At 49.1% G+C, this 19,253-nt stretch carries 14 protein-coding genes; 8 read left to right on the top strand and 6 right to left on the bottom strand.

The features are described from left to right. Window positions 1-105: 105 nt before the first annotated feature. Window positions 106-1,080, top strand: a complete 975-nt coding sequence (locus CRP01_RS20780; RefSeq protein WP_099152027.1) for a DnaJ C-terminal domain-containing protein — start codon at window positions 106-108, stop codon at window positions 1,078-1,080. Window positions 1,081-1,203: 123 nt separating this feature from the next. Here CRP01_RS20780 and fabG read toward each other — a convergent pair whose 3' ends face one another. Further along, window positions 1,204-1,950 (bottom strand): 3-oxoacyl-[acyl-carrier-protein] reductase, encoded by a 747-nt coding sequence (gene fabG, locus CRP01_RS20775; RefSeq protein WP_099152026.1) that lies wholly within the window; start codon window positions 1,948-1,950, stop codon window positions 1,204-1,206. 436 nt (window positions 1,951-2,386) lie between these two features. Between fabG and CRP01_RS20770 the strand changes: the two genes are divergently transcribed. After that, window positions 2,387-3,613 (top strand): cytochrome-c peroxidase, encoded by a 1,227-nt coding sequence (locus CRP01_RS20770; RefSeq protein WP_143473474.1) that lies wholly within the window; start codon window positions 2,387-2,389, stop codon window positions 3,611-3,613. Window positions 3,614-3,932: 319 nt separating this feature from the next. Here CRP01_RS20770 and CRP01_RS20765 read toward each other — a convergent pair whose 3' ends face one another. Beyond that, entirely contained in the window at window positions 3,933-4,550 is a 618-nt protein-coding gene (locus tag CRP01_RS20765; RefSeq protein ID WP_099152024.1) for a CvpA family protein, read from the bottom strand. A 199-nt stretch (window positions 4,551-4,749) separates the two neighbouring features. Between CRP01_RS20765 and CRP01_RS20760 the strand changes: the two genes are divergently transcribed. Both CRP01_RS20760 and CRP01_RS20755 read left to right on the top strand, forming a co-directional pair. After that, window positions 4,750-5,220, top strand: coding sequence for a hypothetical protein (locus tag CRP01_RS20760; RefSeq protein WP_099152023.1), 471 nt, complete (start codon window positions 4,750-4,752; stop codon window positions 5,218-5,220). Window positions 5,221-5,552: 332 nt separating this feature from the next. Further along, a complete protein-coding gene (locus tag CRP01_RS20755; RefSeq protein ID WP_099152022.1) occupies window positions 5,553-6,512 on the top strand; it encodes a D-2-hydroxyacid dehydrogenase in 960 nt (319 codons plus the stop codon). A gap of 107 nt (window positions 6,513-6,619) precedes the next feature. Here CRP01_RS20755 and CRP01_RS20750 read toward each other — a convergent pair whose 3' ends face one another. Further along, window positions 6,620-7,120: a GbsR/MarR family transcriptional regulator gene (locus tag CRP01_RS20750; RefSeq protein ID WP_099152021.1), complete on the bottom strand. Its 501-nt coding sequence runs from the start codon at window positions 7,118-7,120 to the stop codon at window positions 6,620-6,622. A 155-nt stretch (window positions 7,121-7,275) separates the two neighbouring features. Between CRP01_RS20750 and CRP01_RS20745 the strand changes: the two genes are divergently transcribed. The 4 genes from CRP01_RS20745 (at window position 7,276) to CRP01_RS20730 (ending at window position 13,668) form a co-directional block, all read left to right on the top strand. Then, the gene (locus CRP01_RS20745; protein WP_143473473.1) at window positions 7,276-9,654 is read left to right on the top strand and encodes a GAF domain-containing protein; all 2,379 of its coding nucleotides are present in this window, start codon (window positions 7,276-7,278) and stop codon (window positions 9,652-9,654) included. Between the two features lie 276 nt (window positions 9,655-9,930). After that, window positions 9,931-11,379: a TolC family protein gene (locus tag CRP01_RS20740; protein WP_099152019.1), complete on the top strand. Its 1,449-nt coding sequence runs from the start codon at window positions 9,931-9,933 to the stop codon at window positions 11,377-11,379. Between the two features lie 33 nt (window positions 11,380-11,412). Further along, a complete protein-coding gene (locus tag CRP01_RS20735; RefSeq protein ID WP_099152018.1) occupies window positions 11,413-12,819 on the top strand; it encodes an HlyD family secretion protein in 1,407 nt (468 codons plus the stop codon). A 198-nt stretch (window positions 12,820-13,017) separates the two neighbouring features. Beyond that, entirely contained in the window at window positions 13,018-13,668 is a 651-nt protein-coding gene (locus CRP01_RS20730) for a M23 family metallopeptidase (RefSeq protein WP_170110472.1), read from the top strand. A 259-nt stretch (window positions 13,669-13,927) separates the two neighbouring features. Here CRP01_RS20730 and CRP01_RS20725 read toward each other — a convergent pair whose 3' ends face one another. From CRP01_RS20725 to CRP01_RS20715, 3 genes are all read right to left on the bottom strand, one after another. Further along, complete coding sequence (locus CRP01_RS20725) at window positions 13,928-17,671, bottom strand: BamA/TamA family outer membrane protein (protein ID WP_143473472.1); 3,744 nt, start codon at window positions 17,669-17,671, stop codon at window positions 13,928-13,930. Between the two features lie 160 nt (window positions 17,672-17,831). Then, on the bottom strand, window positions 17,832-18,923 hold the full coding sequence (locus tag CRP01_RS20720; RefSeq protein ID WP_099152015.1) for an App1 family protein: 1,092 nt from the start codon (window positions 18,921-18,923) through the stop codon (window positions 17,832-17,834). A 154-nt stretch (window positions 18,924-19,077) separates the two neighbouring features. Further along, on the bottom strand, window positions 19,078-19,242 hold the full coding sequence (locus CRP01_RS20715) for a DUF1328 domain-containing protein (protein ID WP_099152014.1): 165 nt from the start codon (window positions 19,240-19,242) through the stop codon (window positions 19,078-19,080). Window positions 19,243-19,253: the final 11 nt, after the last annotated feature.

Here is a 19,253-nt window from a genome sequence, read left to right as displayed (position 1 = left end):
ATCGAACAATAAGGTTGGTTACAAAAGTTAGAATGGAGGAATGAAACGAACCACCGTGCACCGACCGATCGATCGTTACCGGCCCCACCCCAAAATTCTAAAAATATGCAATACAAAGATTATTACCAGATACTGGGTGTGGACAAGAAGGCTACGGAAAAGGAGATCAAAAAGGCCTACCGTAAGCTGGCTACCAAGTACCACCCCGATAAAAACCCGGACGATAAAGCCGCCGAGGAAAAGTTTAAAGAGATCACCGAAGCCTACGAAGTTTTATCCGATTCGGAAAAACGCAAGAAATACGAACAACTCGGCGCCAACTGGGAAGCATTCCAGCAAAGTGGTTTTGATCCCAATCAGTACCAACAGGGCAATCCTTTTGGTCAGGGAGGCGGTCACACTTTTGTTTTTGAAGGCGATCCTTCGGAATTTTTCGGTGGCGGCGGCGGTTCCAGCTTTTTCGATATGTTCTTCGGACAGGGTACCCAGGATAAGACCGATCCGTTCGAGGCCTTTATGCACCAGCGCGGTGGTCGGGGCGGGCGTTCCCGTGCCGCCTATACCGGGCAGGACCTGCAGGCCGAGATGGATATTACCCTCGAAGAAGCTTATAAAGGCAGCAGCCGGACGTTTACGGTCAACGGGGATAACCTGCGGATCAAGATCAAACCGGGTGCCTACGACGGCCAGAAGCTGAGATTGAAAGGCAAAGGTAATCCGGGCGTAAACGGTGGCCAGAACGGCGATCTGTACATCGTACTGAGGATCAATCCGGACCCTCGTTTCAACCGGGAAGGCGATAACCTCGTCATTGAACAGGAAGTCGATCTCTACACCGCGCTACTCGGTGACCAGATCAGTATCCCGACCATGACCGGTTCGGTCAATATGCGGATACCGGAAGGTACCAGTCCGGGCGCATTGCTCCGCCTGAAAGGCAAGGGCATGCCGGTGTACGGCAAAACCGACCAGTACGGGGATCTGTTGGTGAGAATTAACGTGAATTTCCCGAAGAAACTCAGTGATGCCGAGCGGAAGGCTTTCGAGGCCCTGCGTAAGGGCGAGACCGTCGGTGCCTGATACAGATAAAGTTCATGGGATAAATTAGACAGGTGGAAAATACCGGCCGCAAGGGCCGGATTTCCACCTTTTTTATTTTCTGCCTGAACGAGTATACAGACTTTTGCTTACTGATACCTGGCATCAGGTATTTAAGCCACCGCACACGCTCAGTACCTGTCCGGTCACGTAAGTAGACATATCCGAGCCCAGGAATACGCAGGCGTCCGCGATCTCCTTGCCTTTACCCAACCTTTTCAGTGGAATGTTGGTCAGATAGTCGGCTTTGGTCTTTTCATCCAGCTCGTCGGTCATATCGGTCTCGATAAAACCCGGTGCGATCACGTTACAGCGCAGATTTCTCGATCCCATTTCCTTGGCGATGGATTTGCTGAAACCGATGATCCCCGCTTTGGACGCGGCGTAGTTGGCCTGTCCGGCATTTCCGGTCACCCCGACAATGGAACTCATATTGATAATGGATCCGCCGCGATTTTTCATCATCGGCCGAACCACCTGTTTGGTGAGGTTAAAGATAGACTTCAGGTTGGTGGCAATTACTTCATCCCACTGTTCTTCCGTCATCCGCAACATCAGATTATCGCGCGTGATCCCTGCATTGTTAACCAGCACATCGATCTTTCCGAAATCTTCCAGTACTGATTTCACCAGTTGCTCCGCCTGCTCAAAGGAGCCGGCATCCGACTGGTATCCTTTGGCCTGCACGCCTTTGGCCGCCAGCTCGGCTTCCACGGCTTTCGCTTTTTCGGCAGAAGATCGGTAAGTGAAGGCTACGGCCGCTCCCTCCTCAGCAAAACGCAAGGCAATCGCTGCGCCGATCCCCCGGGAACCACCCGTGATCAGTGCCACTTTATCGGCTAATAATGACATAATTGTAATTGGTTTTATGTATGAATCTACAACAGTTACCGGCATGAGCTCGAAAAATCAGGATGCGGGTGGCGCATGAGCTTCGTGATGCCGCATTCGGGTAAAAAAGTTAACTGCAGTCTCCCGTAAATCCGTTATCCGGATCAGGATCTGCTTCATCTTTTTACCGCGGCGGAACCCAAAATTACACTTGCATACCCTCCATAATGTGTTTCAAACCCCTTCCGGTTTAAATTTTTCCGCCTGCGAAGGTAAATAAACGACATTTAAAGTTAAAATTATCGTCGCCGAATGCAAATGGTAAAAAAAATGATTAGCTTTATAGAGTGTGCCTATTTAACTCTAATTCAATTTTTTAGACGAAGGCACCCAACCCTTTTTCATCGAATTGTGGTTTTTATTATAAACATCACTTTTCCTAACTAACCTCTCTACCATGGCAACTAAATTTACCAGATTTCTGCTCTCGTCCCTGATGCTGGCAACGCTGCTCTCGTCCTGCATTAAAGATCAGGAAGAAATCACCACCCGCTTTTACGATCCGGCCGATTACGCGGTTCTGGAACGTGTATTGAACATTCCCAACGATCAGATCGACTACCAGGCCACTTTGGCTCCGCACATGAAGTTTACCGGGATGCAGGCCCCGGAACTCAGTGACACCAAAGCGCTTCTGGGTAGAGTATTATTCTACGACACCAAGTTGTCGGCAAACAATTCGGTATCCTGCGCCAGTTGCCACCAGCAAAGCCTGGCCTTCTCCGATGATGTTGCCAAAAGTGAAGGCTTTAACGGTGAATTGACCAAACGGAACTCGCAGGCCCTGGCCGCTACAGCCAATTTCCAGTCTTCCTACGGAACGGCCGATGTAAACGGCAATACACTGGTCAACGTGGCTTCCAACGACGTGGACTTCAAAGCGTCTACTTCCGCCGGTTTCTTCTGGGATGATCGTGCGCTGACCATCGCCGAACAAAGCCGTCAGACCATTCAGGACAAAGTGGAAATGGGTATGGACCTCGGCGAGCTGGCCGCAAAATTGCAAAAAGAAGATTATTATCAGGTTTTGTTCCGTAAGGCTTTCGGCGTACCCGTCGTTACCGAGGACCGGATCCTGGAATCGCTGCAGGAATTTGTCAACTCTTTCGTTTCCACCAAAACGAAATTTGACGAAGGTATGAATCAGCACAATACCCCCTTCTCCGAATTCCTTAATTACACCCAACAGGAGAATCTGGGTAAGCAGCTATTCAACAACAATTGCTCCTCCTGCCACGGTGCGGATATGTCAAACCAGGCCGAACGGGTTGCCCACAACGGACTGGAGATCCGCGATAATGATCTGGGTGTAGGCGGCATTACCAATGTTGCCTCGGATGAAGGTAAATTCAAAGTGCCTTTCCTGAGAAATGTAGCCATTACAGGCCCCTACATGCACGACGGTCGTTTCGCTACGCTGGAAGAAGTCATCGATCACTACAGCGAAGGCGTAAACATGCATCCGAACCTGGATTTCCGCCTGCGCGATCCGATGCAAACGGATCAGCCCGTACGCTTTAATTTCAGTCAGGAGGAAAAATCAGCCCTTCTGGCCTTCCTGCGTACACTTACGGACCAAGAACTGATCTACGACGAGCGCTTCAGCGATCCGTTCTGGAAATAAACTTCCGGCCCGGACAAAAAAAGGCGGCGGAACTGTCATTGCAGTTCCGCCGCCTTTTTTTTTTTTGCAACCGCTGTGCTGCGGGTTTCAATCGTCAAGATGGCTAAGAGCCTATCCAGAAACCGTTTTTGCTGTCGAAAATAACCAGATTTGGGTGCTCACGAAGTCATTTTCGAGTTTCGTAGCAGCGCTACGGAAGGAGGAAATGAGGTTCAATAGATGGTTTTTGGATAGGATCTAAGCGTGGATATCGTATTTTCGGCTGCAGATAAAGTCGATCCGATCATGCTTCATCCGGCATATTTCCACTGTATCATGTTTATCGGTTGTTGGTGTTATACCGGTCATTATCATTGTCGTCTTCCTCAATGTCAAAGATATTATCCGATTCGGTGGTTTCCATGTTGTTCATCCGTTCCAGCCGATCCATAAAGTCTACAGAGTAGTTCCAGAAATCCGTAAATACCGGACGGACCAGTTTGCCGACCTGCAACAGTTTGTCCGGCATTTTCTCCAAAATGGGATAGGTTACCGAATCCTGCTTGGTCTGGCGGTCGATGATATGAGCCCGGTCTCCGAACAGTACCAGTAAGCTAAAAACGGCCACCAGTGCCAGCGAAAGTACCGCACCGCCCAGGGTCTGGTTGATGAAATTGATGTTGGCTGTTTCCAGTATTCCTTCCAGGCCGTTCGCCAACAGGCGGATCAGGGCCATCGTAAGGATAAAGGCCAGCATCAGTCCCGCCACAAACATCAATGGATTGTAGTAATTGAATGCAGATTGCAGGAATTCCGTCATAGCCGGCCCGAACTTGGCAGCTGCAACGACCCCGAAAAATATAGAGAGTACTGTGAAAACGGTTTTGATGATCCCCCGGGAATATCCCAGGTAAAAACCATACAAAGCCATCATCGCGCACATAATATCAATTGCCATGAGCTAAAGCGCTTTTATTGAAGTTTCAATATTAAATCTAATTTTGGTTAATCTCCTTCTTTTTTCGACAAAGATAAGGCTATATATGGACTAAGTACATGAGCAAGAGTCACCTACTTCGTAGACGGATTAGAAAATAAGTTTAAGTATTCGACGTTTCAATTGTTTTTCTATAGTATTTTTGCAAAAAAAAAGAAATATGAAATTCATTGTATCCCTATGCGTCTTGTTTTCTTTTACAGGACTTTTTGGCCAGGAGCAACTACCTGCGGCTTTTGAACTGGGCACGGTAAACGAAAAAGCTTACGAACAACTTACCCAGGACTACAATCAGTCATTGCTGGAAGCCGCCGGTTTTGACATGACCAAAGCTTTTGACCAGTGGGTAGGTCTCATGAAAGAAGTAGACGCTTACGCCGCTAAGATCAACTACGACCTCAAAGGTGTACAGGCCTTTTTGCAGGTCTTCTGGTCGCCTGACGGATCAATCGATCACATCGGTTATCTGCTGCGTCCGGATTCCAGAAACTTTACAGAGAAGGAAAAGCAGGAATTATCTGCCTTTTTCTCTAGTTTTGCGCGCAATCACAAATTTGCCCTGAAAGGCGCGCGGAAATTCAACCACTACACCGAAGTGACCTTCCCAACGGTGGTTGAAAAAGCGAACTAATAATATTTTTAAAGACTTTCTAAGCCGCCTAGCGCTTAGAAAGTCTTTTCCCCGGTTTCTCAGATTGCAGCGATAGAATAGCAGCCAAATTAATATACTCCCAGATCCCAGAGCTCCCTTTCCAAAAAGCTACCATTTTTAGAGACGTTTCAAAACTCCTCACGGACCACAAATTGCGGTTTTTCATCGGAACCAGAACCTGCATTGCCGTCTCTTAGACATTGGACTTAGCGCCAATTATTGATCCTATCCTGACAATTTTAATGCCTAAACCATTTCAGATCGCTCATAATTTATCTTTCTTTGCACTGCTTACAAAAATGCTGTAAAAAATGATCAAGATATTAGCCAATGATGGGATTCATCCCGATGGTAAAACCCTTTTAGAAGAAGCCGGCTACCAGGTCGACACGGATAAGATCCCGCAGGACCAACTGGCCGACAAGCTTCCGGAATACGATGTAGTGATCGTTCGGAGTGCTACCAAGATCCGCAAAGATCTGATCGACAAATGCCCCAACCTGAAAGTGATCGCGCGGGCCGGTGTGGGCCTCGATAATGTCGACCACCAATATGCAAAAGAAAAAGGTCTGGCGGTATTCAATACCCCGGCGGCTTCCTCCAAAGCGGTTGCCGAACTGGCCTTTACCCACATGTTTAATCTCGCTCGCCTGGTACATCAGTCCAACTATCAGATGCGTGCCGCCGATGCGGATTTCAAACAACTGAAGAAAAATTATTCCAGCGGCGTTCAACTACGCGGTAAAACCCTGGCGATCGTCGGTTTTGGCCGTATCGGCCAGGAAGTTGCCCGTATCGGTCTGGCCCTGGGTATGCGCGTTATGCCTACCGACCCCATGGTTGATTCTGCCGATATCGACATTACGCTTTACGAGCCTTCCAACCTCAGCCTGAAGGTAACCGTAGAAACCGTCGACTGGGAAGATGCCCTAACTCATGCCGATTTCATCACTTTCCACGTTCCGGGTATTGGCAAGCCGCTGCTCGGTAAAGAGGAGTTTGCCAGAATGAAGAACAACGTGATCATCGTCAACACTGCCCGTGGAGGTATTGTGGAAGAACAGGCGCTGGTAGAAGCCCTGAACGAAGGTCAGGTAGCCGGTGCCGGTCTGGACGTTTTTGAGAACGAACCCACTCCCCTGCGGGCCCTGGTCGAACACCCGAAGGTGTCCGTTACGCCGCACATCGGAGCATCTACGGTAGAAGCACAGGCCAACATCGGTCTGGAGCTTGCCGACAAGATCCTGGCGTTCTTTGGTGATGATAAATAAAGGACTATGCCGGGTACCGGATCACCGGTGCCGGGTATTGGATTTACCTACGAAATAAATGGGAATGAAAAGCCGTCAGACCTTCGGGTTGTGCGGCTTTTCGCTTTTTAGCGGATCATTTTCATGAAAGTCCCGACAAACCAGTTTGAATCGGCCCGGGTCAGCGTATCCAGGGTGGAGTCCGCCTTACTGGAGAACAATTTGATATCGCGGATCACTTCGGCAAACTCTTTAGCTTCGGGGCTGTCCTCTTCCACCTTTGCCAGATCATCCAGCACCCTCAACATGGGTTCCAGTTCTTTCTTTTTCCGCTGCACGATTATATTTTTCACTACTTCCCACATGTCCTTTTCGGCTACAAAATATTCCCGGCGTTCACCGGTTTTCAATTCTTTGTAGACCAGTCCCCAGTCGATCAGAGCCCGCAGATTCATGTTGACATTACCGCGGGAGATCTGTAGTTCGTCCATGATGTCATCGGCACATAAAGCCTCCGGAGACACGAGCAATAAGGCGTGTATCTGCGCCATTGTCCGGTTGATGCCCCAACTCGATCCCAGTGCTCCCCAGGACTGAATGAACTTCTCTTTGCCTTCTTCCAACGTCATGTACGGTAAGTTTCAAAATGAACTGAAAATAGTGAAAAGCTAAGTTAGCCATTTTTCCATTCTATTCCACTAATAGCCAAAACTTTAATTGTAGACCGCCTGACTCATCTTTTCCGTGCTTTTTGTTGTTTTTAAGGAGAATAATTCTATAGACTATGGAAATGACCATAAATATGACCCCTCCTACGAAGACGGAAAACATCCGCTATACGGCTGATGGTGACCTCTTTAAGGAAATGGGCATGAAGGAATTGCCGTTCAAATCGCATTTCAGCATGATCCCATTGATCAAATTGATCGAGAAGCGGGCCAAAGATGGAAATCAAAGTGAGGCCTTCCTGGCGCAGGCCATTCTGGACCGTCTGGAAGAAGCTCCCGAATTCCGGGAACCGATCCAGGATATCAGTGTGATCAAGAAGAATATGGAGATCGCGGAGATGATGATGCTTTTTCTCATCCCGCCGGCCGGACGCGATAAAAGACTGGCGAAGATATCTCCACCTTTTTCCATGGAGCCGATCTATTTTACGCCCGCTCTCCAGAAAATGATGAAGAATAATGAGGTCAACCTCATTCTTCCGGGCGGAATGGATAAGATGTATTGCGCTAATGTGATCAAGGCCTGCACCTTTATTCTGAATCGCTTCTACGATCAGGAGATCGAAGATGATCAGTTGATCTCACTGACAGTCAATGAAGAGGATACGAATCTGACCCGCTATTTCAAAACCATAGTCGACCTCGATTTTATTGAAATTGAGGCCACCAAGCCACTCAAGCCCCTGAGCCAGCAGCAGATCAATGAGTTGCTCAGTAATATTTACGATATCAATCTGTGGCTGAAGTACCTCCCTCCGGAAAACTTTGCTTTCCACGGTTTTATGGTCGGGCAACTCACCGACATTACCGAGGAGGAATCCCTGTCTCGGATCAAATTCCATTTGCTGGGGCAGGACGCCGTAATGGGGCAGGAAAACGTCGAAAAACTAGAATCGCTGCTGCGCACTTATTTCCGACAGCCGGACCTCCGTATGGGTATCACCGCTATCGATTACCCCATGGAGCAGGCCGTGAGTCATCGCTACCGGATCCGCTTTGATTTTCTGGCCCATAAGCACGAGTGTTTACTCAATGACGCCAACACCAATTCCATTTACGAAAAAGTATGTAAATACCGGGAAATACTACTCATTGAGGATCTTGAATCCGTATCCAACAAAACCCCGATCGAAAAGGATCTCATCTCCGAAGGGATCAAGAGTATCATCGTTGCGCCCCTGAAAAACAAGAAGGGAAATATCATTGGCATCCTGGAGATCGGCTCTCCCCGCCCCTTTCAGATCCACTCCTTTATCGAATTGAAATTCAAGCAGATCGTCGATCTGTTCGCTATGGCCGTTGAGCGTAGCCGGGATGAAGTGGATAACCGGATCGAGGCCATCATCCGGGAGAAATATACCGCCGTTCACCCCAGTGTGGAATGGAAATTCATTGAGAACGCCTTCAGTATCCTGGAAAACCGGGAAAAGGATATCAGCAAAGAGCCGCCGTCCATCCTGTTCGATGATGTGTACCCACTCTACGGACAGGCCGATATCGTCGGCTCCTCGGACACGCGTAATGATGCCATCCAGGCGGATATGCGCACCAATCTGCAATTGGCCAACCACACCATTAAAAAGTGTCTGGAAGTGATCCGCTATCCGCTGCTGCAGCAATTGCGGATGTATATCGAGCAGGACCTGAAAACGCTCGATGGCGAATTTAATTCGAGCGACGAATCGCGGATCATCGAACTGCTGCAGGGTGAAGTACACCCCATATTCCGCCAGATCAGCCACAACCACGGGGAACTATCCGGCTTTATCGCTACCTATTTCGGCCGTCTCGATCCGGAATTCAATATCGTTTACAAAAAACGCCGCGCCTACGAGGACAGTGTGGCCATGATCAACCGGACCATCAGTAAATACCTGGAAAAGGAACAGCAGGAAATGCAACGCCTGCTACCCCACTATTTTGAAAAATACAAGACGGACGGCGTGGAGTATGACCTATACCTGGGACAGTCCCTCCTGCGCCGGGGAGTTTTCAGCGAAATGCACCTGCAAAATTTCCGCCTGTGGCAAATGATCCACATGTGCGAGATCACCCGTATTGTCGATAACCTGCAGACGAAGCTGGAAGTCCCGCTGGTGACCGCTCAGCTGATCTTTGCCTATACCAACTCGCTGTCCATTCGCTTCCGGATGGATGAAAAGCAGTTTGACGTAGACGGCGCTTATAACGTACGCTACGAGATCCTGAAAAAACGGATCGACAAAGCTACCATCAACGGTACGGAGGAGCGACTGACGCAGGCCGGAAAAGTGGCCATTGTCTACCTCCAGGAAAAAGACCGGCAGGAATACCTCCGCTACATCGAGTTCCTGAAGCACGAAGACTATATCGAGGACGAGGTGGAAGACCTCGAGATCAACAAACTGCAAAGTGTGCAGGGCCTGAAAGCGTTACGGGTAACGGTAAAGCGGTAGCAGCAGGTTGGAGATTAGAGCATTGGCAAATTGAGCCTTTCTTACCTTTGGGCGCAAGGGCTTCGGACGTTCGCATATGGAGATATGGTCGACTTAGGTGAGGGGATCGCCGGAGTTGGGCTATTCTTATTCGGCTCCCAAAGCGGCCGGGCTTCAGACTTTCAGTATCTTAGCGTCTATTATCCATTCATCCATTAGTTAACTCCATTTATATAAAATTTGCGGCTATCCGTAGGCGCTTTTATACGTTTGTGCCACATTTTAAATGAAGGTATTATGCTCAAGAAGATCACCCTACTAACTCTACTCACGCTGGCGATAGGTTCGACTGCCTTCAGCCAGTCCTCCGGCCCCTGGACGCTGGAACAATGCATTGAATATGCCCGCAAGAACAGTATTACGGTCAAATCGGCCCTGAATACTGTTGAGCTGGCGCAGATCAATGACCTCGGTAACCGCATGCAGCGGCTCCCCAGTGTAAACGGTAATGCCAGTGGTGGCTACCAGTTCGGTAGAACCATTAACCCGGCGACCAACTCCTTTATTGCGGAAAGTATTGCCACCACCAGCTTCTCTATCAGCGGCGGGGTAACGCTTTACAACGGCAATATCATTAATAACTCCATTGAACAGGGGAGGATTAATCTGCAGGCGGCGAATTTAGATGCCCTGGCGGCCGCAAATGATATTTCGCTTCAGGTGGCTGGTGCTTACCTGAACATACTCCTCGCCGAGGAACAATTGGCAAATGCTCAAAAGCAGGTAGCTCAATCCACCAAGCAACTGGAACAAACGGATAAACTGATCAATGCCGGTTCTCTACCCGTAAATGACCGACTCGATTTCGTAGCCCAGTTAGCGCTGGATCAGCAGGCGGTGATCGAGGCAAGAAATTCCGTGAAGATCAATTACCTGCTCCTTAAACAACTGCTGGAACTGGACCCTACGGTAGAACTGACCATCGTAAGACCGGAAATCACCGTACCGACGGATGCTGATCCCGAAGCCATTGACGTAGAACAGGTATACACAACAGCTCTGGGTACACAACCCCAGATCGAAGCCGGAGAATTGAGATTGCAAAGCGCACTTCTGGATGAAAAGATCGCCAAGGGCAACATTTTGCCGAGCCTGCGACTAAGCGGTAGCCTCAGCACCAATTTTTCCAACCGGTTCCAGGACTTCAACGCGCCGATCAATCAACGGACTGAGTTCGGTACGCCTTTCACCGTGATCGTCAATGACATGCCGGTAAGCGTACAATTTCCGGAAACAAGAAATGATGGCTATCAGGACATTCCGTTTACCGATCAGTTGAGTCAAAACTTCGGTCAGTCGATCTTTCTTTCGCTCAGTGTGCCTATTTATAACAACCACGTGAACCGGGTCAATATGCAGCGGGCACGTATCAATATGGAGAACACCGAGCTGAACAATCGTCAGATCAAACAGAACCTGAAATCTGATGTCCAGCGTTCCATCGCTGATGCCCAGGCGGCCCGGGAATCCTATCAGGCCAGCCAGCGTTCCGTGGAAGCCGCTCAGGCTGCTTTTGACAATGCACAAAAACGCTTTGACCTGGGGGCGATCAACTCCCTGGAATACACTACTGCAACTAATAACCTGGATCGGGCTAAAGTAAATCTGATACAGGCCAAATACCAATATTTATTTAATTTGAAAGTTGTCGACTTTTATCTCGGTCGGGAGATCCAGATCGACTAATCAGAAAGAAATCTCACTACTAAATTTTGAACCATGGCGAAACGTACAGGCAAAAGAAATACGATCATCTACATCCTGGTCGGCCTCATTGCAGTCCTTGTTGTCGGTATGATCATCAAGAACAGCAACAAAGAGGACGGTGAACGGGTGATGGTGGAAAAAGTTGAAAACCGCACCATTAAAGAGCAGGTCTCTGCCAGTGGGAAAGTTTTCCCGGAAGTCGAAGTAAAGATCAGTTCGGATGTATCCGGAGAGATCGTTGAGCTGTACGTTGAAGAAGGCGACTCCGTGGTACAGGGCCAGCTGTTGGCTAAGATCGACCCCGATGCCTACCAGTCACAGGTTGAGCGGGGGGTTGCCGGAGTTAATGCAGCCAAAGCACAGGTAGCGAACTCCAAATCTCAGATCGAACAACTCAAAGCCCAGAAGGCCCAGATCACCGCCCAGCTGACCAACGCGCGGGAAATTCACGAACGGAATGAGAAACTGATCAAAGACGGTGTGATCTCCGAAGCGGATTTTCAGGCCTCTTTGTCCTCTCTGCGGGGACTGGAAGCCAACCTGGCTGCCGCTGAGGCCAACATCAGTGCTGCGCAGGAAAGCGTGCGCGCTTCCCAGTTTCAGGTGGAAAGCTCTCAGGCTACCCTGCGGGAACTGCAAACCTCACTGCGCCGGACCACGATCTACGCGCCTACTTCGGGTATCGTTTCCATGCTGAATGTAGAGCAGGGCGAACGCGTAGTAGGTACCATTCAGATGACCGGTACAGAAATGATGCGGATCGCCGATCTGAGCGTGATGGAAGTTCGGGTAGATGTCAGTGAGAACGATATCCCCCGTGTAACCCTCGGTGATGAAACCGAGATCGAGATCGATGCCTACCTCGGCCGGAAGTTTAAAGGAAAAGTGAGCCAGATCGCTCACTCGGCCTCCGGGACCGCCACGGCTACGGCTTCTTTAACGAGCGATCAGGTGACGAACTTCGAAGTTCGTATTCGCCTCAGCCCTGAATCTTACCAAGATCTGATCACTCCGCAAAAGCAGTATCCTTTCCGTCCGGGAATGTCCGCTTCCGTAGACATTACTACGGAGATCAAGGAAAACGTACCCAGTGTACCTATTCAGGCCGTAACTACCCGGGAAAAAGAGGAAAGCAAAAAGAACAGCAACGCCAAACTGGTTTCCGATGATCAGGATAATGACGATCAGAAAGCCCGCGAGGAACTGGAAGAAGTCATATTCCTGGTGACGCCCGCAGATACGGTGGGTAAAGCCGTAGTGGCTACCGGTATTCAGGACGATACCTACATCGAGATCGTCAGTGGTCTGAAAGTAGAGGACGATATTGTGATCGGCCCCTATTCAGCGGTTGCCCGGAAGCTGAAATCCGGCGATAAGGTGATCCGCGTAGATCCTGATAAATTCTACGACCAGAATTAAACATACTATTCCCTCGCTCCAGCCGCTGGCTGCAGGGATAAAAATTTTAACATTACCCGGTATCCGAAGCTATTTTATTTCGGATACCGGGTATTTTTTTGCTCTAAACGATAAAATTTTCTTAAAACCCGGTTTTTAGCCAAATTTTCCATCTATTTCGTTGTTATAAATGCGCAAACAAACAAAAAGGAGAAAATTTTGCAGAAACGCTCAGTTATCTTTTCAGTAGCACTGTTCTTGGGAGTCTGCTATTTGTGGCCATGGGCCATTCAGAAGAAAGCCCAGCGCCTCGAAGCCGAAGCGCTCGCCCAAAACCAACCTGAAAGTGTATTGGTGAACCAAAAGGTTAAACACAAGCCGGAGGTTCCCGCAGAGCAGGTAGTAAAAGCAGATCAGAAAAATAGTCCCGCCAACGGGACCACCCCCAGACAACCGGTGCAGTTGGTCTTTCCCGTAAAGGGCAAAGGCCTGGAGAATATTATATCTTATTTTGGAGATCCCAGAGAAGGCGGCAAACGCAGACACGAAGGTGTGGACATCGGTGCGCCGCGGGGTACGGCTATACTGGCAGTTGCCGACGGAAAGATCGAAAAGGTCAAGGAAGGTGGCAGCGGCGGTAAGCAGATCTGGATGCTCCTCGAAAACGGATGGAAAGTTTACTACGCCCATCTACACGCCCAACTCGTCCGGGAAGGACAAACGGTCAAAGCCGGTGATCTGATCGGAACGGTGGGCAATACGGGCAATGCTATCAATGCCGGTCCGCATTTGCACTTCTGCCTTTATCCAAGTCAGAAAAAACCGGTGAATCCCCTGCTCTATTTGCCGGGACAGCTTTCGATCCAATGAATAAAATATGAATCACCCCCGGATTTGATAAAAGGCGGTGTATAACCTCAGAGAGGTCTAATATTCGTGGAATTTAGCCTGGATAAGCGTTTTCCGACTTCAGGGAGGTCGCACATTTACCACATTGCTCTATGTTGTGCGACCTCCCTGAGGTCGAAATCAGCATTTCGACTATTTTTCTACGAATGTTTAACCTCTACGAGGTCATTTTTGAGTCCTGAAAAAATTCAGGACTCATGTTTCATTTCTCATCTTTTCATTAGAAGAAGTACGATCCCAGAACGGTAAACTGGTACTGATCCGCTTCATTCCGGAAGACGGATAAATTCAGCATAAATATATTGAGCGGGCTCAGCCAAAGTCCACCGCCGTAGCTGGAATGCCAACGTCCACCCTGGGTTTCGTCGGCCTGGCTCCAGATCCGGCCGTGATCAAAACCACCGAGTATACCCACTGACATGGGTAATGCCCAATCACCGGAATTCAGGATCGTTACCCGCAGATCAATATTCTGATAAAATGCCGATCTACCCGTAAAACGATCCCGTCTTAAACCCCGGAAATTAGCCTCCGGGCCCGATCCGCCAATGGTAGAGGCCTGGTAGAATTCGAAGCGATCGTTGAAGCGGTGATCAACTCCCACCCGGGTAGCGAATACGATGCGACCCTTCGGCTCCAGTTTTTGATAGAACGAGAATGAAGCATTTAGGTAGGAGAACTGCTGCCCCGGTACACTGAACTGTTTTTTCCAGCCACCGGTCACCTTCGCGGCAATCCCCCGCGTAGGCCGGATATTATCGTCCTGATTGCGGTAGTTATAGATCCCGCGCACGCCACCGTACCATTTAGGTTCGAATATATCGCCCGGCAGTGACTCTTCGATAGTACCGATAAAACGGTCGGTACTGTTATCCAGCTGGAAATATTCCAGGGTCGGACCAAATTCCAAGGTGGCGCCGGAATTGTATTTACGCAACAGGGCCGGATAAAGACTGGCTTTGGCCAGGCGGATGCGGTGGTAATCGCGGTCCCGGTCCTCAGTGACCTGGAAGTCGACGGTATTGTTTCCATAACCGTAGAAATTATTGGTGTAGAGCGGGGTCTGTGCATCCAGTCCCAGTTGAAAATCCCAGAGTCCGAAAAGATCGGTGAAGATGCCTTTATAATTCAGGACCACCCCTTTCGTTTGCAGGGCAAAACCCACATTCAGGTTTTGCAGACTGGCAAACGGCGCCTTTTTAAATCCATAGGTCGTATACTTGGCGTTAAATCCCAGGAAAAGTCCGTCTTCGGGATTGAAGGCAAAACTGGGGAAATAACTTCCGAAATTGTATTCGTAAGCCGGTGCTTTACGATCATAAATATTTTTTGTCGGATCATCGCTGAGGTGGCGGGTAAAGCCATTATCTCCTTTGATCTCGGTCTTCTCTTCTTCATCGGTATCGTAAATATGCATGGGCAGGTCCATTCCATCATTTTCGTAAATATCCTCACCCAAACCTCCAAGCAGGTTCAATCGCGGACCACCTTTACCGTTTCCTTTTAACTCAAAAACATCTTCATCATCCAGTGCATATAGACTGATCTCTTTAGTTTCCTTTTTCAGAAAGGTACGGTCGAAAAAAAGAAATTCTTTTTCCCGCTCATCATTGGTATCGTATACCCGCACCCGGATCCGGTCATTATCCAGCTGTTCCACTAAAAAGAGATCGCGTTCCGTAGTACCGACCACATCTACACGCCGCGCGAGGAACAGATAACGCTCCCGGGCTGCATCCATAAGTTGGTCCCGACGGGATATCGTTTTGCGGAGTATTTCCGGCCCGCTAATGGAATAGATACTCTCGGGCCAGGCATCTTTCAAGGCTTTAGCAATAACCTCATCCGTAAAGGCTTCCTGCAGGTGCTTTACCGCAGCTTCCCAATCCGACCACTCCAGGCCCGTAAGCATGGTTTGATCGAGGAAATGGGCACCGTAGTTATCCCATTTGGTATTTCGGATACGCGCCCGGAATGGCTTGAACTGCTTGGCGACAGGCGCCGTTTGACGTACCAAAAAACCAGAAGCTCCATCGTAATGGCTGAAGACCTGATCCCGGTCGCGGGGGATCGGCCTGTAAACCGTCAGACTGTCCTCGTCGTGTTGCCCCCATTGCCACTGGTCGTCGTGCCGGTCCCAGTCCCCGATCATCATATCGAAGAGGCGGTAAAAAACCAGCATCTCATCATCCAGTACACGATCGTGATCTTCATGGATTTCTTCCAGCATACCTTCCGTATCTTCAATGTCTTCCGGAAAGCCGTAGGATTCGTCGTCCTCCCACACTTCATCATCCGGTCGCTCTTCTATGAGATATAAAGCGTCAGCATAGTCATCATTGTAGTCACCGAGGGCCGCTTGTCGGGGCAGGTAAACTACCTGTGGCTTGGTATGGGGGATATCCACTACTTCGGAAAGTTTAGCTGAAGCCAGGGCACCCAGGGGATGGGAGGCACTGAAATTATCCTCTACCAGACCCAATACTACCGATTTATTAAAGGGATAGGGTACGGTGCGGGTAGCATCCTTATCAATTGACCGCAGATTATACTGACGGCCGGCTTTATCTTCCAGGCGCAATGAATTGGTTTGTGCGCCACCACCGCGTTTGACGGGCTCTACCCCACCGTTAAACCGCGTAAGGTCAAACAAGGGAACTTCAATCTCAGCGTGGTACACATCGCGATAGTGCTCACCGAACAAAAAGCGCCAGAAGCCACCTCGCTGGTAATTGCGATCGCTGACATTCACTTTTACGGTCTCCCCGGGAGCAATGGGATCAAAATATGGCTCGGGAGGATCTACTTTTTCCGGGAAAGGCTCTTTGATCTGTTTTCTGTAGACCAGTTTACCGTCCTTTTCGTAAGGATCAGTCACCCAGTATTCTACCCAGGCCGAGCCATTTTCGTAAAAATCGATTTTGGAAAATCCCGGGCGGCTATAGGCGAAATCGGAGTCTTTTCCGGTATGTACTGCGGTAGTCTTGCTACTTCCCGCACCACTGACGATGAATACCTGACTGTCGCGCTCGATATGTTGCAGACTTTGATCGTGGGCTCCGGCAAAAATAAAACGACCGTTCTGCCGGGCCGGATTCATAAAAGCATCGACCAACTCCTGGTAAACCGGATGGACGATATCGCGGCGGTTGCCAATACTGGCTCTCAGGAAAGTAGTTAAGGAGCCCACTATGGGCAGCGGTACGTAGAGGTTTTCGTTAACAGCCGTCAGAGGGAACAGGTGTTCTTTAATATGGTGGGAACCGCCGTGCGGACCGTAGCTGATCAGCGGATGGTGCATAGCGACGACCGTATTCTTATGACGATTGCTTTTCATCTCTTCGTTAACCAGCCAGCGAAATACGTCCCGGCTTTTCACATCACAGTCGTTATTGATATCGATCTCTCCTTCCCAGTCGCGCAGATACCATTCAGAATCCGCCAGCAGTAAGACGACATTTTCGGTCAAATCGATCTCTTCCGGGCCGCTGCAGCCGGGTTTGGGTACCCAGATGTCATCCCGGTCCAGATAGTCTTCGATCAGTTCCTGTTGCCAATCGATACCTTCCAGTCCGTCGATGGCCCAGTCACTCTCTCCGGGCAGGAAAAACAGATCGCCCGGAAAATCCTTGATCTTTTCCAGACGGCCCAGTAGTTCTTTTTCCAGATCGTCTTTGGAAGTTTTTTTCTTTTTGCGGTCCAGGTTATTACCCAGAAAGATAATGCCGCTTTCTTCGTTACGATTGTCCAGGTGGCGCACCAGCAGATCGTAGCCGCTGACGGTTCCTTTTTTGGAGGCTTCGCCGACATCTCCGATCAAATAGAGGGAATACGGTTGTTCGGAGTCGGGCGCGGTGCTCTCCTGCTCCCAGTTTTCAACTTCCGGGGCATAATTCAAACGGTAGTTGGCACAGCTGGCCAACAACACACTTAAAACAATAGCTGTTATAATTTTCTGTCGCATATTTATTAATTCGGTCTGCTTTATTAATCTTTATAAGTGGTTTAAGGTTCGGTCCGGGCCTGGATAGCGGGACCAAGGGGAGGAATGGACAAACAATAGCATGCGGGGAGAAGGGAAAAGGAGGTGCTGCGGAACACCGCAGCACAGGTTTGAAAATGGCCTATTCGTCGGCTTCGACTTCCGTGAGTACAAACTTTTCGCTCACGTATCCTTTTTCGCGGGCATCCGCTGCGATCTCCCGGGTACTATCGATGATGATGGCGTCCACTTCACCTTTCTGGTTGATGAGATTGGCCACCCGACGGGCGTTTTTGGTATCTTTCAGATGGCGGATATAAATCGTTTTGATCTGATCCGGGAATTCCAGGGCCAGATTGAGATAGACGTCGGCATCCTTGGAGCCACTATCGCCGAAAAGGATGAATTGCATATCCGGATAAGCACGGAAAATATGACTGATCGTCTCGATCTTATGGCCCCGGTAACCTTCATTCTGGTGGAGCATGCCAAAACCGAAATCACGTAAAAGAACCGGACCGGAAGGCAATTCATTCAACTTCAGAAATTCGACCAGCATCGGATAGATATTCCAGGGAGAGTTCGAGACGTAGAAAAACGGATTTTTCCCGCCTACCGGAGTGGTCGACATTTCCTGGTACAATTCTACCATACCCTCCATCGCCAGCCGCTGAGAAGCTTCCTTAAACAGCGTAACAAACATCATTTTCAACTGAAAAAGAGAGGTAACGTGGGTCTGCAGGATGGTATCATCAATATCGCTGATCACTCCGTAACTGGCTTCACTATCCGGCACCCTCAGTTTAATGGTACCACGGACGGGGCCGTCATCGCCCACAATATCGGGCAGTTCGGCGTACCCTCTGATCCATTCGCCCGGCTTCACGTTGATGGAATCCGGTGTGGCTATATCCAGGGTATAAAATCCTTCTTCGTCGGTATATACCTGAAATTCGTGATCATCGAGATAGAGCAATACTTTCACGCCCGGTATTTCGTCGGTTTCGAAGCGTTTAAAACTGTAGAAAATTCTTTTGAGTTCTTCGTAGCTTTTGGTGACCATGATATTATCATCTTCCAGTACGCGACCTTTGAGAAACATGCGGTCCTGGGAGGCATATCCGGTATAGGACTCGATCTTTATGGGGTCGGAGGAAGGGCGGTCTTTTAATTCATCAAATACCTGGTGGGCTTTTCTTGCGGCTTTTATCAGTGTCTTTTTCAGGTTTTCCATATTTACGTTTTAGGCTTAAAAAAATTCGGTCCTGCTCTCTACCGAACAGGACCGAATTGGTTGAACAATACATGATATTTGTACTGCTGTAAGTTAATCTTACGATTAGTCTACTGAGGCCAACTCTGGGGCCTCAATAAGAGAGGTTTCTAGGTTATACTCTTTTTACTGCACCGGACAGCAGAGATACTACAAGCAGTACTACAAATACCCAAAACAGGATTTTAGCGATTCCGGCCATAGCACCTGCTACTCCACCGAATCCAAGAACGGCGGCAACAATAGCAATAATGAAGAAAATCAATGCATAGCGTAACATGATAATAAGTT

Origin of the sequence: Flavilitoribacter nigricans DSM 23189 = NBRC 102662 (genome assembly GCF_002646595.1) — a bacterium.
Classification (GTDB): domain Bacteria; phylum Bacteroidota; class Bacteroidia; order Chitinophagales; family Saprospiraceae; genus Flavilitoribacter; species Flavilitoribacter nigricans.
The sequence above is the reverse complement of the archived record's forward strand: the minus strand, read 5'-3'. Positions and strand labels throughout refer to the sequence as shown.